Genomic DNA, 14,202 nt, shown 5'->3' on the forward strand with positions numbered 1-14,202 from the left:
TTCTCCAGACGGGAGGCAGGGTCAGTGGCGGACGAGCCCGGTGAACGGGGCGTGGAGGTCGGCCGGGGTGGTACGGCGTCGGACCAGGTGAGCGGTGCGCTGGTGGCGCTGGCAGATGGTCAGCTCTGGTGCGCCTTCCGGCAGGCCGGCCTGGCACGCCTCACGGTCGGGCACCTCGCCGGAGCCGGGCCGGGGGGCCGCGTGGTAGGCGGCGTGGACGTGGTCGGCGGCCTGCCAGACCCGGGTGCGGGCGGCGCTCAGCTGGTCGCCCTCGATCGGTGTGAGCCGGCCCGTGCGGGTGGCGTGGGCGTCGAGCAGGCCGTACAGCGAGACAAGGTGGGCGTGCAGGGCGTCCAGTTCGGCGCGGGTGGTGACGAGAGGACCGCCTGGCACATTGAGCGCGCGGTGGAAGTCGAGCGCGGCGGTGGCGAAGGGCACGAAGTCCTGCGCGGTCGGGCTGGCGGTGCGGGACATGGCGGTGCTCTTTCGGAAAGGAGGAAGGCCGACATCAGACGGCGAGGGCCAGCGGCACGGCGGCGGCGGTGAACGCCTCGGCCTGCTGCCAGGTCAGCGGCCGGAGGTCGAGCTGGGCACCGACCGCCGCGGTCTCCACGACCGCGCAGGCGGAACGAAGCTCCTCCTCGGAGTCGGCCGAGACGGTCAGCAGACCGGTCAGGGCGACATCCGCGTGGCCGGCGATGAGCTGCCGCTCCCGGGACTTGATGTCCTGGTACTCGATGGAGTCCGCCTCGGAGTCGACTTGACCGCGCCGCGCCCGCTCGGCGGCGTCCGCGATAACGCTGGCCTTCTTGCGCTGGACATCACGCAGTGCGGCGTCCAGCCCCTTCGGCTCGTACGACAGCGACAGGGCCCGCCTCACCCCGGCGGTGAACAGCAGCTGGTGCAGGAAGCCCGCCGACGTCTCGGTGCGGGGCCAGTTCTCCACCCAGTACGTGCAGTGGACGGCGGAGTCGGTCGCGATGTGGTCCGACTTCTCGACGACCACGACCGGGCCGGCCGCGGCTGCGTCGGCCTCGGGGCGCCCGGAAGAGGACCAACGGTCCAGTGAGGAAAGGGCCTTGGGGTCGTACGCCGTTCGTACGACTGCCGCGATCTCGCGGGCGGTGAGCCAGCCGGTGGGGTTGAGTCCGGCGGTGCGCGCGGCCTGGTCGAATGTCGAGGTCAACTGCGCCAGGACGCTGAAGGACCCGGTCAGACCACCACCGGCCCGGTTGATCAGGCGTCGCGCGGCCTTGGCGTCCAGCGAAACCGCGACGTACGCCTCGTGCGGAGCAGCGGCCGGGCCAGCGCTCTGGATCAGCTCGCTGTAGACCTGCCCGGCCACCGGGGCATCGGGCCGGCCGTGCTCCTCCCAGTACCGGCGGAGGGCGTCGCCGGAGTCCGGCACGGTGCGCTCGATCACCTGGATCCGGGCGACCTGGCCGGTGCGGGCCAGTGCGGCGAGGGCACGGCCCCAGCCGTTGACGTTGGCGTTCTGGGTGCCCGGGTCGAGCAGCGCGTAGGCGCGGGAGGACACCTTGACGACGGCGGTCAGCGTGCCGGTGTGGGGGTTGTGGACCGCGCCGTACCGGCGGTCGGGTGCGGTGACCACGCGCAGGCTGGCGGCGGTACCGGGCAGGTGGAGGAGTCCTTCGCGGACCGGGCGGCGGGAGGGGCGGACGAGCCAGATCAACTGGCCCCGCAGTCGGCGGAGCGCGTACCGGGTGACGATCGGCGCCCAGTCGGCCAGGGCCCGGCCTCGGTGGCGGACGAAGACGAGCAGGGCGATGGCGGCCCACAGAGGGATGAGTTCGAGAGCGCCGACCACGCCATGGGCGAGGATCACGGCGAGCAGGAGCAGGCCGGTGAGACTCACGACGATCAGCTGCGGGGCGGTCAGGCCGAGCAGGATGCCGCGCCTGCTGCGGTGCGGGAACTTCACGGTGGCCGTGGTGGCTTCGGCCTGGGGGTTGTCAGACATGGCGGTTCCAGACGGTGAAAGCGGGCGGAAAGGGGCGGAAGGCGCGGCGCGCTCTTCTGGAGGTCATGACCGGACTCTTTTTCGGGGTGTTCGAGGGGAAGGGGGCGGGCTGGAGGGAAGCAGCCCGCCCCCGGGTGGTGGTGTGGGTCAGGACCCTGATGGCGGCTGGTCGGGGTAGACCCAGCTCGTCGGAGTCGGGGAGCCGGTCGCCGACGGACCGGTGGAGGGCGGCGGCGATGCGGCGGGACCGCCGGGCGGAACGGCACCTACGCGGGTCAAGCTGCCGCCCGGAATTGACGCGCCAGCGGGCTGAGGGGCGGAGGGAGCGCCCTCGGAGCCTCCTGCTTCGCTGTCGGCAGGCCGTGTGATCAGCGCAGGGATACCGGGGCGCTGGATCAGGGCGCGGCCCTTGTCGCCGGAGGCGTTCGGGTCCTCGCCGTACCGGAAGCGGGTCTGCGGCTTCGGGGGTCCGGCGTCGATGCCCTCCTTGCTCAGGTTGCCGCCGGTGGGGTTGATGCCGGAGGCGACACCGTCGCTGCCCGCGCCGGGGACCTTGCTCGGCCCCTGCGGAGCAGGAGTGCCGGTGCCGGCCTGCATCGCGAGGCTGCCCGCGGTCTTCGCCGCGCCTGCGGCGACCGCCATGCCGGCGACGCCGGTACGGTGCAGGTCGTCGTGTCCGCCGCCGTCACTCGCCCAGTGGACGAACTTGTAGGTGGCGTACGGGCAGAGCAGGACCAGGACCATCACGACGATGCCGGCCATCGCGTCGGAGAGGGCGGCCATGCCGTCCGTGGCGTCGGACTTGCCCATGGCCGAGACGCCGATCAGGAAGACCACGGTCATCAGCAGTTTCGACACGACCAGGGTGGCGGTGGCCTCGATCCACCCCCGCCGCCAGCGCTTGGCGACCTCCCAGCCACCACCGGCTCCGGCGAAGACGGCGAGGGCGACCATGATCAGGACACCGACCTTGCGGGCGACCATCACGCCCCAGTACATGAACGCGCCGATCGCGCAGCCGAAGGCGACCAGGGATGGGATGGTCCAGCCGAGGGCGTACATCGGCCCCAACTGGTTGACCTTGATGACGCGGCGGATCGCGTCGTCCACCGAGCTGTTGGCCGCTTGGAACAGGCCGGCGGACAGGGCGTCGACCACCGTGATGGCGACGGAGGTGAAGGCGACGGCGCAGAAGGAGAAGAGGACGCCGGTCATCGTGCCGATCGCGGCTTGGGCGAGTGCGCGTTCGTCCCGTCGCCAGGCCGCGAGCATCAACTGGATGCAGAACGTGCCGACGGTCAAGGCGAGACCGATGGGCAACAGCAGCTCGTAGTTGTCCCGGAACCAACCGGCGTTGAGATCGATGGCAGTGGTCTCGTTGACGGCCCTGGCGGCGAGATCGGCCGCACTGGCGGCCAGCTCACCAGCTGACTTCGCGATCCACGCCCCGATGCCGTCGGTGACGGTCCCGGCGGGGTTGGTGGCGAAGTCGACGGCGCCGCAGACCTTGTCCATCAGCGGAAAGTCGCAGACTCCCATGGAGGTACCTCCTTTCTGGGTTGGGGGTCAGGGAGCGACGGCCGACAGGACACCGGCCAGGGCGCAGGGCTGGGAGGGGCGGCACTGGACCGCGAGGGTGGTGACGCGGTTCTCGGCGCCGCCGTGCGACGAGCCCTTCCAGGCGATCGACTGTTTGCCGGAGACCGACACGGCGTAGACGTACGCGGTGGTGATCGCCCCGGGGTCCGCTTGGAGGGCCTGGGTGAACGAGTCGGGGAAGTGCGCCTCGTTCACCTTGGCGGTGGCGAACTGGCCGTTGGCGGCCATCTCCTTCCACAGCACGCGTGAGGGGACGAGCGCGTCGACCGAGGCGGTGTCGGCGTACTTCCTCTCGCTGGTCAGCCACCCGCGCAGGGCAGCCAGCAGCTCGCGCTGGGAGTAGGCGCGGGTGTCGTAGGACCACAGCGCCGCGGCTGCCGCCTTGCCGAAGGCGATCGGGTCGTGCGTGGACGGGGGAACGGGGAGTTCGCCGCGGCTGCCGTGCGGTCGTGACGAGGCGGAAGCAGAAGCGGTCGGGGCGGAGGGGGAAGCCGAACTCACCTGTGGTGCGGGAGCTTTGGATGAGGTCCTGCCGTCGCGGGTGAGGTAGGCGGCCAGGCCGGCGAGGGCGACGAGCACCGCCAGGACAGCGGTGCCGAGCAGCGCCCGGCGGCGCACGCGAGAAGCGCCGCCGGGGTTCGTGGAGCGGGAAGACATCAGCGGACCTGGCTCCCCAGCGTGCTGAAGAACGCCACCACGCCGTTCGCGGCACCCAGCAGGAGGGCCGCGCCAGCGCTGACCAGCACGCCCTTCTTGCCGTTGGCCTCGGCCTGGTGGCCGCCGGAGTGGTGGCCCCAGGCCCACACGCCCGCACTGACGGCGAGCGCGCCGACCACGGCGATGATCCCGAAGAGGTTGATCGAGCCCATCACCTGCTTGAGGACCGACAGACCCGGCAGCCCGCCCTCGTTCGGCTTGATCCCGGGGTCGTAGGCGAGCTGGACGACCGTGTCGACGAGGTACATAGTTGTGAACTCCAGTTTGATTTAGTGCACGCCAAGGCCCGAGGGGGCGAAGCGCCAGTGCAGGAGGGGGAGAGGGAGAAGCGCCGGTCAGACGACTCGGCGGGCCGCGAGAATCTGCGGCTTCCAGGACGCGAGGGTCGCGAGGCGGACCACGTCCCCGGTGCGCGGGGCGTGCACGATCAGGCCTTGGCCGACGACCATCCCGACGTGTTCCGGGACTTTGGCAGTCCCTTCGGTGAAGACGAGGTCACCGGGCCGGAGAGCGTCGACCGATACCGGCTTGCCCTCCTTGACCTGCGTGTACGTCGTCCGCGTGAGGGTGACCCCGGCGGCCCTGTACGCCTGCTGCATCAACGAGGAGCAGTCGCAGCGGCCCATGGGGTCGCTCCCGTGGGAGTCGGTGCAGCTCCCGCCCCACTGGTACGGGGTGCCGAGCTGGCCGAGCGCCCAGCGGATCGCCGTCTGGACCTTCGGCGGAGCGTCTGCCGGGATCTTGTATCCGGTCGGCACCGCGCCGGGCGGGATGGTTCCGAAGCCGGTGCCGTCCCCGCCGGCCGTACAGCCGCCCGCGGTACTCGACGCAGCAGTGGCCGTGCTGTCCGAGCCGGACGGCGAAGGGCTCGGCGACGTGCCGCCGGCCTTCGACAGCAGCGGCTCGATCGCCTGCTGCAAGGCGGTGGCCAAGGGCTCCCACTTCGCGTAAGCCTCGGGGAAACCGGACCTCTGCACCGCCTGGGCAGCCTGGGTGACGGACAGGGACTGCCAGCCCGAGACCTTTTCCAACGCCTCGTAGAACTTCGTCGAGGCGTGCACCGGGTCGAGGATCTCGTTCGCGGTGCCCCAGCCCTGCGACGGCCGCTGCTGGAACAAGCCCAGTGAGTCGCGGTCGCCGTAGGTCAGGTTCCGCAGGCCGCTCTCCTGCAGGGCGGTCGCCAGGGCCACGATCTGGCCCCGGGCCGGGATGTTCATCGCGACGCCGGTGGCCTGGATGGTCTTGGCGTTGGGGATCTGCTCGGCCGGGTCGGCCAGGCCCGGCACGGAGACCGTGCCCTTGCCCCCGCCGTTCAGGATCGCCTTCACCTGAGCGGCAACGGCCGAGGTATCCACAGCCTGTGTACCGCCGGTCGAGCAGGAGGCCGTAGCAGTCCCGGCCCCGACGGCGAGGACCGGAACGGCCAGCAGGAGCGGACCGGAGGCGAAGAGACCGACGACCGCTCCGGTGGTCTTCTTCATCGCCGCCGCCGTTCGCCGGCGCGGAGAACCCGGCCAGGCAACGGTGTTGGGTCAGGGCGTGGGCGTATCAGGGCGTGCTGCATCGCAGCGGCTCCTCGGTTCGTAGGAGGCGCGGTGCCGACTTCTCGTGCAAAGCCGCCGGCACCGCGCCGATGTGCATCCGCCTCTCAGGGCGGGCCCGGGTCAGGGGAGTTGGTAGCTCCCGGACGCCGGTTTCAGGTCATGCGCGGCAGCCAGCCGCGCTCGTAATCTCAGGCGGTGCACCGGGTCTCCTCACGGCTTCGGGAACGGGGAGTCAACGTGCCTTCCGCTCCGCGTTTTTGGACGCGGAAGCACAGATCGGCACAGGTCAGCGGGGGTGGAGCCGGACCCCGCCTCGGTGACGTGGCGAGACAGTAGACCGAGATTCCGGCCGCACCAAACGACCGCCGAACCGGGCCCGAACCACGGCACCGGCTCGTTAGGAGCGGCCGGAAATCGCGGCTAACCTCCGGCGCAACCCCGCTCCGACCGCGTGCTGTTGACCGCCCTCCGGAGCTGGCCCAGTCCCGCCGTGCCCTGAAAGAGGCCCCGCACATGAGCTACACGCTGCACCGAGGCGACGCCCTCACCGTGCTGAAGACCCTCCCGGACGAGAGCGTCAACGCCGTCATCACCGATCCCCCGTACAACTCCGGCGGACGCACCAGCTCGGACCGCACCGGCCGCACCGCCCGAGCCAAGTACGTCACGGCCGGATCGGCCCACGACCTGCAGAACTTCCCCGGCGAGAACCGCGACCAGCGGAGCTATCGAAGCTGGCTGACCGCACTGCTCACCGAGGCGTACCGGGCCGCGACCGAGCACTCCGTCGCCATGGTCTTCTCCGACTGGCGCCAGGAGCCCACCACAACCGACGCCCTGCAGATGGCGGGCTGGACCTGGAGCGGCACGATCCCCTGGATCAAGCCCGCCAGCCGGCCCCGCAAGGGCGGGTTCAAGCAGTCGGCCGAGTTCATCGTCTGGGGCGTCAAGGGCAGCCTCGAAAAGGACCGGGACCTCTACCTGCCCGGCCACTTCATCGCCTCCCAGCCCCGCAAGGACCGCGTCCACATCACCCAGAAGCCGGTCGAGATCATGCAGCAGCTCGTGCAGATCTGCCCCGAAGGCGGCACCGTCCTCGATCCCTTCACCGGCAGCGGCTCCACAGGCGTCGCCGCTTTGCGCGAGGGCCGGCAGTTCGTGGGGGTCGAGCTCTCCGCGCATTACGCCGACGTCGCCGAGGCGAGGCTCCGCGCGGAGCTGACCCAGGACGACTTCGCCCTGGCAGGACCGGAGGCATGAGCGTGAGAGCGACAGGCCCGGGGCCGACGGACCGCAGACGGATGAGGGCGGCTGGTGCATCGAGAAACCGACGCACCAGCCGCCCTTCCTCTTGCCTCAGGCCGCCTCGAACGCCCGCCGGATCAGCGGCCCGGCCTTCTCCAGGTCGGCTGCCGAGGCGACACGCACCTCCAGGTCGCCGGTCCCCAGGTGGCCGATACCGCGCATGTCGCGCGAGAAGCCCTCCTCCAACTCGACCGTGTCCGGGTCGACCTTGAGGTAGACCAGGATCGCCTCGTGCTTCGGTCGGAAGATGACGGAGGCGACGTTCACCATCCGGCGGTAGGCGATGTAGTGCCGAAGCTGAGCCACCTCGACCTCGCCCCAGGCGGTGAGGGCCTCGTCCAGCTCGGCGTACAGGTCCTGCAGGCAGGCGGGAACCGCACCCGCGGTGGCAGTTGCCTGAGCGGATGTCTTCCCGCCTTCGCCGACGGCGCCAGCCGTGACCTCCCGCTCGCGGCTCTGGCGACGATCCGAGACCGGTCTCGTGGATCCGGGAGTGGACTCGATCAGCAGCAGGCTCAGCAGCCCACCCTCGAAGACGCGGTACCGCACCAGGTCGACCCGCTCGCGCAGACGGTGCACCGCGACTCGGTCGCGGTGCGAGAAGCCAGCGGCGATACATACCATCCGAGGGTTCCGCCAGTCGATCGACTCGGCGGCCTCGGAGCCCAGCTTCTCCTTGACCAGTGCCTCGAACTCGTGACGCGCGGAATCCAACCACGACAGGTAGGAGACCGCCTGGGACAGGACACCGCTGTCAGCGCCTTTCTTGTACTCGATCAGCGCAGGTGTGCCGTTCTCGTCCAAGCCGAGCGAGTCGATCCGGCCCCGGTGCCACGGCCCCGTTGGGTACTCCGATGCCAAGAAGCGGATGCCGAGCATCGACTCCATGCCCGCCTCGATCCGACGCTGAAGCTCCACTTCCAGCGCCACCGTCGAGCCCCGCAGTTCGACGTCCCGGCCATCGGCATCCAGCCGGAACAGCTTCAGGTCGGTCACCAGCGTCCCCCTCGCACGATCACTGCAGGAGGAGCAATCGAAACCAGCCGGTGGGTATTCCACAGTGGGTACCTGTGCATGATGCCTCGTCGGGAGCTTCGTGCTCCTGACAGCAGGGGTGAGTGAAAATACCAGTGGAATGTGGGAGGCGGTACCTACTTCAAGCGCCCTGCGATGGCCGTGTGCAGACGCTCGGTGCACGCGGGGAGGTTCCCGATCAAGTCGGATCCCCAGAACCGTAGTACGGTCCAACCGGCCTCGGAGAGCCTGCGGTCCTGGTAGGTGTCGGCGTACGGACTTTCCTCCCCAGCTGCGTACGGATGAACGTCCCCAGTTCCGTCGCGGTGAGGCAGGGATGATCAGTCGATCGTCCAGCCGTGCTCCTGGTGGGCGGCGTCGGCTTCTTCTTCGCCAAGCCAGGCGAGGCTGAACTGCTGGCCCCGCAGTCGGAAGATCCCCTCTGACCAGTCGGCGAGCTCCTCGTCGAGCTCGTCGGCCGAGATGATCCCGTCGTCGAAGTTGGGCAGCTGCTGGGTTGGGGCGACGCAGGACAACGCCCACTCGGGAAGCTCTCGCGGATTGCCCCACCGCCTCCGCCAGAAGGGCCCTTCTCTCCACCACCAGGTGGTCACTCGGATCACGAGCACGCCGACCTGTTCGTCTCCGTCCATGAGATGTGCGGCAGCTCGGCGGTATCGGTCAAGCCGGGCATCGGCCGGTGGCTCCGGCAACTCGTGTCTGAACACACCCTCATTCTGGCTGTCGCGCTCCAGCCAGTTCGGTCTGGAGCGCGAAGTGCCTGATCACGCCACGTCTGTGTCATGCTCGATGGCCTTGAGGCGGTTCTTGAGCCGGTAGCTGGGGCCGTTGATGGAGATCACTTCGCAGTGATGGAGGAGTCGGTCGAGGATGGCGGTGGCGAGGACCTCGTCGCCGAAGACCTGTCCCCATTCGCTGAAGGTCTTGTTCGAGGTCAGGATGATCGAGCCCTTTTCGTAGCGCTTGGAGATGACCTGGAAGACCAGGTTCGCCTCCGCGCGTTCGAGGGGCTGGTAGCCGACCTCATCGACGACGAGAACGCTGGGCCGCAGGTAGGTGCCGAGCTTGTTCGTCAACCGCCCGGCAGCCTCGGCGGTTTTGAGGTTGCGGACCATGTCGTCGAGGCTGGTGAAGTAGATCGAGTAGCCGGCCCGGCAGGCCGCGACCGCGAGAGCGACGGCGATGTGGGTCTTGCCGACCCCGGGCGGCCCGAGCAGGGCGGCGTTCGCCTTGCCGTCGACGAACGAGAGGGTGGCGAGGTCCTTGACCTTGCGCGGGTCGAGTTCGGGCTGGAAGGCGAAGTCGTACTCGTCGAGCGTCTTGTGGTGCGGCAGCCGGGAGAGCCGCAGTCCCTGGCGGAATCGGCGGTCGTCACGGACGGCGAGTTCCTCGGACAGGACCAGGTCGAGGAAGTCGAGGTAGCCCATCTTTCCCTCGTCGGCCCGCCGCGTGTACTCGTTGATCGTTTCGGCCAGGTGAGGCAGGCCGAGCTTGCCGGCCGTGTTGCGGATGCGGGTGGAGACCAGCTCACTCAAGACGTTTCCCTCGTGCTCGGACGGGTGGTGAAGGGACGGGTGCCGGTCAGCTCGTCATAGACCGACAGCGGACGGCGGCCGACCTCGACGCGGGTGGCTGCGGCCCGGCTCAGCAGGGCCTGCAGAGGTCCGGTCTCCTCGCCGAGAGGGCGCTCATGGCGAGGCCGTGGCAGGACATCGCCTGTGGTGGTGCGGCGTCCCTTGCCGGTGGGCAGACCGTCCCAGTGGGCCTCTTCGACGACGCGGGCCCCACGGCCGATCGCCCGCGGGTGGGTGGCCAGCAGCGTCTGTCCAGCAGTGTCCGCGATGGTGGAGTGCAGCATGACCTGCGATTTCGTGGCCCTGATCTCGACCAGCTGGCGCGGGCGGACCTTGCGGGCGGGCACCGAGTAGAGGTTGCCGCCGAAGGCGACCAGGCAGTCCTTGCCGACCGGCCGCAGATGCCGTTCGGCCACCAGATAGGGAGTCTCCGGCAGCGGTTTGAGGGCCATGTGGTCGCGGGCGGCCCGCTCGCCGATGATCTGCTGGTGAGTCCTGTGGGCCTGAGCTCGTCGCTGCGGCACCCAGGTGGCGAAGGCGGCGTCCATCTCCTCGATGGAGGAGAAGGACCGGCCGGTAAGGACGTGGTCGCGGACGATGAGGACCTGCCGCTCGACCCGGCCCTTGCCGGTGGGCCGGTAAGCGGCCAGGACGTCGATGTCGAAGTCGTAGTGGCCCGCGAAACCGACTGCTTCCGGATGCAGCGGGACCGCCTCGCCCGGGGCAACGTGGCGGCGGACGACGGTCTTGGTCCGGTCGTAGACGATCGTCATCGGGACGCCGCCGAAGTGGGCGAACGCGCGACGGTGGCAGTCGAAGAACGTCTGGAGGTCCTGGCTGGTGGTGAAGCAGCAGAACGGGTCGCGCGAGTACGACAGCGTCATGTGGAAGGAGTAGACCTTCGGGATGCCCATGTGGGCGAGGATCTTGCCCTCGTCGCCCCAGCCGACCTGGGCCTGGGCGCCGGGGATGACCTCGAAGCGGCGGTGCATACCGGCAAGTTCCTTCGGCGTGATGCCGAGTTCCTCGGCGATGCGAGGCCGGGCTTCTTGAACGTAGAGCTTGACACGCTGGTAGTTGCCGGTGAACCCGTACTCCGCGGTCAGCCGCCCGTGAATCACCGCGGCTTTCATCAGGATCTCGGCCCGCAGCATCGAGTCGACCAGTGGCGCGAACTCGTCGATCACCCTCGCCTTCGACCGCCCGTTCGGCGACCGGCGCGGCGGGGTCGCCGGACCCGGTGCCGACAGATACTTGCGGACCGTCTTCCGGTCCAGCCCGGTCTCCCGGGCCACCTCCGACAGGCTGATCGCCCCGGACTCCAGCAGACTCCGGAAACGCCGCAGTTCCAACCATCGATGCGGATCCAGGACCACCGTCGACCTCCCACCGCCGCCTCTCACCGACCAAGCACAGAGTGCCGAGCAGCAGGCCTCAACGCATCAGCAACTGTCCCTTTTCATCCGTACGCGGGTGGGGACGTTCACGTGTACGCCGACAGTAGGCGTCGTTGGCCATGTTTCCGCGAACCCGGGGATCCTCGCGGTACTCCGGGAGCAGGCCGTGCCCAGTAGTCGCCGTCTTTGCAGAACGAGTCAGAGCGAGGGGACGTCTGCGTCCACGCCTCCCGCGGGCTCGGGCGGAGCCGTGCACACCTCCGCCGCAGGCACAGCGTAGGGAAGGGGATGGCATCCCCTTCCCGGCCAAGGGCGTGTGCGGGGCTTCAGTCGATGTAGGTCAAGCTGGCGATGGCATCGTGGCTGTGAATGCTTTCCAGATTCTTCGCACGGATCGCGTGTTTCAGGCCCTTTTCGCGGCATGCAAGGCTTATGTCGCGGATGATGTCTTCGACGAAGACGGGATGGTCGTAGGCCTGCATCGTGACGACGCGTTCGTCGGGCCGCTTGATGAGGGGGAGGACAGGGGCGGAGCCGACGCTGCGCAGCAGGTCGACGATTTCGTGGATCGCCAAGGGGTAGGGCGCGTCGGTGGTCCCGGTCACCGTGAGGGTGACCTCGCTGCGCTGGTTGTGGGCACCGTAGTCGGAGATGGCCTTGGAGCACGGGCACAGGCTGGTGACGTCGGTGGTCACCGTGGTGGCGACGGTGCAGGTGTCGGCGGTGATGCGGCCGGTGATGGTGACGTCGTGGGTTTGCCACGACTGCCGCTTACTGGCGGGCGCGGTCACGGTCGTGGCGATGGGCAGGGACAGTGTCATGGCCAGGGTGGGGGCTTCAAGCAGGGCGAGCCCTCGTTTGAGCGCGATGGGCAAGTCCTGCGGGGCGAGGGTGGCCACTTCCTCATGCACCATGGCGATCATGCGGCTCATGTGGGTGCCGCGTCGGTCGGCCTGCAGGCCGACGGTGACGCTGATGTCGGCGATGCCATGCTGGCGCGTGTGACCGTCATCGAACGTGACGGGATAGCGCAAGCCGCTGATCCCTACTTCGTCGATGGTGATGTTGCGGGAGTCGGCCTCGTTTTGGATGTCGTGCATGCCGCTACTCGCCTCGGTAGGTGCAACCGGAGGTGCAGGTCTCGCGCACGGTGATTGCCGACAGTGCGGGGAGTTCAGCGATCATCCGGTCCCAGATCCAGCGGGCCAGGTTCTCGCTGGTGGGGTTGTCGAGGCCTTCGATGTCGTTCAGGTAGTAATGGTCGAGTTGTGTATCAATGGGCTTAAAAGCCTGTTTGATGTCTCCGAAGTCCATCACCCAGCCCGCCTCCGGATCGACGGGTGCCTCTACGTGCACGGTGACCTTGTAGGAGTGGCCGTGCAGGCGGGCGCACTTGTGGCCCTCGGGCACGCGCGGCAGGCGGTGGGCCGCTTCGAAGGTGAACTCGCGGAAGATTTCCATTACTGAATTCCCAGATACTTGTGCGTCTGGAGGGAGAGCGTCCAGCGCGGGTTCTTCATGCAGTACTCGACGACAGCACGGGTGTGGGCCTCGCGGTCGGCGTCATCCAGCGGCTGCAGGCGGAAGTGGTGAAAGTCGAGGTGCTCGAACTGGGCGGGGTCGCCGCCGGCCTGGGGGTAGACCAGTTTGAGTTCGTCGCCGCTGGTGAGGGCCAGGGTGGAGCCGATCTTCGGACTCACACACAGCCAGTCGATACCGCGGGGAGCGGGCCGGGTGCCGTTGGTTTCCACCGCGATCTCGAACCCGCGGCCGTGCAGGGCCTCGATGGCGGCCTCGTCCAACTGCAGCAGGGGTTCTCCGCCGGTGCACACCACGAACCGGTGCGCTTGGTCGGTGGTGGGCCAGGCGGCCTCGACGGCATCGGCCAGCTCCTCCGCGGTGCGAAAGCGGCCGCCGCCTTCGCCGTCGGTGCCCACGAAATCGGTGTCGCAGAACTGGCAAATAGCGCGGGCGCGATCTTGTTCCCGGCCGGTCCACAGGTTGCAGCGGGAAAACCGGCAAAACACCGCCGGGCGGCCGGTATGGCCGCCTTCGCCCTGCAGCGTGTAGAAGATTTCCTTGATCAGGTAGGTCATGCTCAGGCGCTCTGGTATCGGACGGGGTCGCTGACGCCAGCTTCGGCGAAGCCCTTCAGGCGTAGCAGGCAGGTGTCGCACTTGCCGCAGGCCCGGCCCTGCTCGTCGGGGTCATAGCAGGAGGAGGTCAGGGAGTAGTCCACGCCCAGGCGCAGACCCTCGCGGACGATGTCGGCCTTGGAGAGCGCGATCAGGGGGGAGCGCAGCGTGATCTTGGATGTGCCCTCGACGCCGGCCTTGGTCGCCAGGTTGGCCATGGTGGCGAACGCCTCCATGTACTCGGGGCGGCAGTCGGGGTAGCCGCTGTAGTCCACAGCCGTGACCCCGGTGAAAATGTCGCTGGCGCCGACCGTCTCGGCGAACGCGAGCGCGAAGGACAAAAAGATAGTATTGCGGGCCGGCACGTAGGTGATCGGCACCCCCGCCTCTTCCACGTCCGCGAGCGACTCGTGCTTGGGTACCTCGATGTCGGCCGTCAGAGCAGAGCCGCCGAAGACCCGCAGATCGATGTCGGCGATGACGTGCCGGGCCACGCCCTGGGCCTTGGCGACCCGCTGGGCCGCCTCCAACTCGATGGAGTGCCGCTGCCCGTAGCGGAAGCTGAGCGCGTAGGGAGTGAATCCCTGGTCCTTGGCGATGGCCAGCGCCGTGGTCGAGTCCAGGCCGCCGCTCAGCAACACGATCGCGGGACGGTCCATGCTGTCACTCCCTAATCTGAAGTCCAGTTGCCTCCGTTGAGACAGGTGCAGCCTACCGTCTTAACTACCGGCTACAGTAACCACAACAAGATACGAGTTACGGAAGCTAGAGGTCGAACCGCAGTGAACGAGTTGCCCATCGTGGTTACGTGCACGGACCGGAAGGCCTCACCCCCCGAGGCCGCTCTGCAGGCCCGCGCCCTGCCCGCGACGGGCCTCGAGGAGCGGGCCGCGGAATGGGCCCGCCGCCTTCACG

At 68.8% G+C, this 14,202-nt stretch carries 15 protein-coding genes; 1 reads left to right on the top strand and 14 read right to left on the bottom strand.

Annotated elements, in window-relative coordinates:
* Window positions 1–21: 21 nt before the first annotated feature.
* From P8T65_RS33705 to P8T65_RS33730, 6 genes are all read right to left on the bottom strand, one after another.
* Window positions 22–474 carry a DUF6238 family protein gene (locus P8T65_RS33705; protein WP_316728970.1) on the bottom strand — a complete coding sequence of 151 codons (453 nt, stop codon included), beginning with the start codon at window positions 472–474 and terminating at the stop codon, window positions 22–24.
* A gap of 34 nt (window positions 475–508) precedes the next feature.
* Entirely contained in the window at window positions 509–1,981 is a 1,473-nt protein-coding gene (locus tag P8T65_RS33710) for an SCO6880 family protein (protein WP_316728971.1), read from the bottom strand.
* A gap of 147 nt (window positions 1,982–2,128) precedes the next feature.
* A complete protein-coding gene (locus P8T65_RS33715) occupies window positions 2,129–3,520 on the bottom strand; it encodes an ATP-binding protein (RefSeq protein ID WP_316728972.1) in 1,392 nt (463 codons plus the stop codon).
* 27 nt (window positions 3,521–3,547) lie between these two features.
* The gene (locus P8T65_RS33720; protein ID WP_316728973.1) at window positions 3,548–4,237 is read right to left on the bottom strand and encodes a hypothetical protein; all 690 of its coding nucleotides are present in this window, start codon (window positions 4,235–4,237) and stop codon (window positions 3,548–3,550) included.
* Complete coding sequence (locus P8T65_RS33725; RefSeq protein WP_067020063.1) at window positions 4,237–4,545, bottom strand: DUF6112 family protein; 309 nt, start codon at window positions 4,543–4,545, stop codon at window positions 4,237–4,239. Before P8T65_RS33725 ends, P8T65_RS33720 begins: the two co-directional genes overlap by 1 nt.
* Window positions 4,546–4,632: 87 nt before the next feature.
* Complete coding sequence (locus tag P8T65_RS33730) at window positions 4,633–5,778, bottom strand: C40 family peptidase (protein WP_316728974.1); 1,146 nt, start codon at window positions 5,776–5,778, stop codon at window positions 4,633–4,635.
* A gap of 576 nt (window positions 5,779–6,354) precedes the next feature.
* Here P8T65_RS33730 and P8T65_RS33735 point away from each other — a divergent pair.
* Window positions 6,355–7,101: a site-specific DNA-methyltransferase gene (locus tag P8T65_RS33735; RefSeq protein ID WP_316728975.1), complete on the top strand. Its 747-nt coding sequence runs from the start codon at window positions 6,355–6,357 to the stop codon at window positions 7,099–7,101.
* 96 nt (window positions 7,102–7,197) lie between these two features.
* Here the strand turns inward: P8T65_RS33735 and P8T65_RS33740 are convergent, their stop codons facing one another.
* The 8 genes from P8T65_RS33740 to queC all read right to left on the bottom strand — a co-directional run bounded on the left by P8T65_RS33740 (window position 7,198) and on the right by queC (window position 13,946).
* A complete protein-coding gene (locus tag P8T65_RS33740) occupies window positions 7,198–8,142 on the bottom strand; it encodes a DUF5655 domain-containing protein (protein ID WP_316728976.1) in 945 nt (314 codons plus the stop codon).
* 359 nt (window positions 8,143–8,501) lie between these two features.
* The gene (locus P8T65_RS33745) at window positions 8,502–8,813 is read right to left on the bottom strand and encodes a hypothetical protein (protein WP_316728977.1); all 312 of its coding nucleotides are present in this window, start codon (window positions 8,811–8,813) and stop codon (window positions 8,502–8,504) included.
* A 132-nt stretch (window positions 8,814–8,945) separates the two neighbouring features.
* Window positions 8,946–9,716, bottom strand: coding sequence for an IS21-like element helper ATPase IstB (gene istB, locus P8T65_RS33750; protein ID WP_316728978.1), 771 nt, complete (start codon window positions 9,714–9,716; stop codon window positions 8,946–8,948).
* Window positions 9,713–11,131 carry an IS21 family transposase gene (gene istA, locus P8T65_RS33755; protein ID WP_316728979.1) on the bottom strand — a complete coding sequence of 473 codons (1,419 nt, stop codon included), beginning with the start codon at window positions 11,129–11,131 and terminating at the stop codon, window positions 9,713–9,715. The genes istB and istA overlap by 4 nt, the downstream gene beginning before the upstream one ends.
* A 347-nt stretch (window positions 11,132–11,478) precedes the next feature.
* On the bottom strand, window positions 11,479–12,252 hold the full coding sequence (locus P8T65_RS33760) for a GTP cyclohydrolase I FolE2 (protein WP_316728980.1): 774 nt from the start codon (window positions 12,250–12,252) through the stop codon (window positions 11,479–11,481).
* Between the two features lie 4 nt (window positions 12,253–12,256).
* Window positions 12,257–12,613 (bottom strand): 6-carboxytetrahydropterin synthase QueD, encoded by a 357-nt coding sequence (gene queD / locus P8T65_RS33765; protein ID WP_316728981.1) that lies wholly within the window; start codon window positions 12,611–12,613, stop codon window positions 12,257–12,259.
* A complete protein-coding gene (gene queE, locus P8T65_RS33770) occupies window positions 12,613–13,248 on the bottom strand; it encodes a 7-carboxy-7-deazaguanine synthase (RefSeq protein ID WP_316728982.1) in 636 nt (211 codons plus the stop codon). The genes queD and queE overlap by 1 nt, the downstream gene beginning before the upstream one ends.
* A gap of 2 nt (window positions 13,249–13,250) precedes the next feature.
* A complete protein-coding gene (gene queC / locus P8T65_RS33775; RefSeq protein ID WP_316728983.1) occupies window positions 13,251–13,946 on the bottom strand; it encodes a 7-cyano-7-deazaguanine synthase QueC in 696 nt (231 codons plus the stop codon).
* Between the last annotated feature and the right edge of the window lie 256 nt (window positions 13,947–14,202).

It is taken from the genome of Streptomyces sp. 11x1, assembly GCF_032598905.1.
GTDB lineage: Bacteria > Actinomycetota > Actinomycetes > Streptomycetales > Streptomycetaceae > Streptomyces.

Coding starts and splice junctions, on each gene's coding strand:
- P8T65_RS33705 (WP_316728970.1), bottom strand. CDS start 474: ATGTCCCGCACCGCCAGCCCGACCGCGCAGGACTTCGTGCCCTTCGCC.
- P8T65_RS33710 (WP_316728971.1), bottom strand. CDS start 1,981: ATGTCTGACAACCCCCAGGCCGAAGCCACCACGGCCACCGTGAAGTTC.
- P8T65_RS33715 (WP_316728972.1), bottom strand. CDS start 3,520: ATGGGAGTCTGCGACTTTCCGCTGATGGACAAGGTCTGCGGCGCCGTC.
- P8T65_RS33720 (WP_316728973.1), bottom strand. CDS start 4,237: ATGTCTTCCCGCTCCACGAACCCCGGCGGCGCTTCTCGCGTGCGCCGC.
- P8T65_RS33725 (WP_067020063.1), bottom strand. CDS start 4,545: ATGTACCTCGTCGACACGGTCGTCCAGCTCGCCTACGACCCCGGGATC.
- P8T65_RS33730 (WP_316728974.1), bottom strand. CDS start 5,778: ATGAAGAAGACCACCGGAGCGGTCGTCGGTCTCTTCGCCTCCGGTCCG.
- P8T65_RS33735 (WP_316728975.1), top strand. CDS start 6,355: ATGAGCTACACGCTGCACCGAGGCGACGCCCTCACCGTGCTGAAGACC.
- P8T65_RS33745 (WP_316728977.1), bottom strand. CDS start 8,813: ATGGACGGAGACGAACAGGTCGGCGTGCTCGTGATCCGAGTGACCACC.
- P8T65_RS33760 (WP_316728980.1), bottom strand. CDS start 12,252: ATGCACGACATCCAAAACGAGGCCGACTCCCGCAACATCACCATCGAC.
- queD (WP_316728981.1), bottom strand. CDS start 12,613: ATGGAAATCTTCCGCGAGTTCACCTTCGAAGCGGCCCACCGCCTGCCG.
- queE (WP_316728982.1), bottom strand. CDS start 13,248: ATGACCTACCTGATCAAGGAAATCTTCTACACGCTGCAGGGCGAAGGC.
- queC (WP_316728983.1), bottom strand. CDS start 13,946: ATGGACCGTCCCGCGATCGTGTTGCTGAGCGGCGGCCTGGACTCGACC.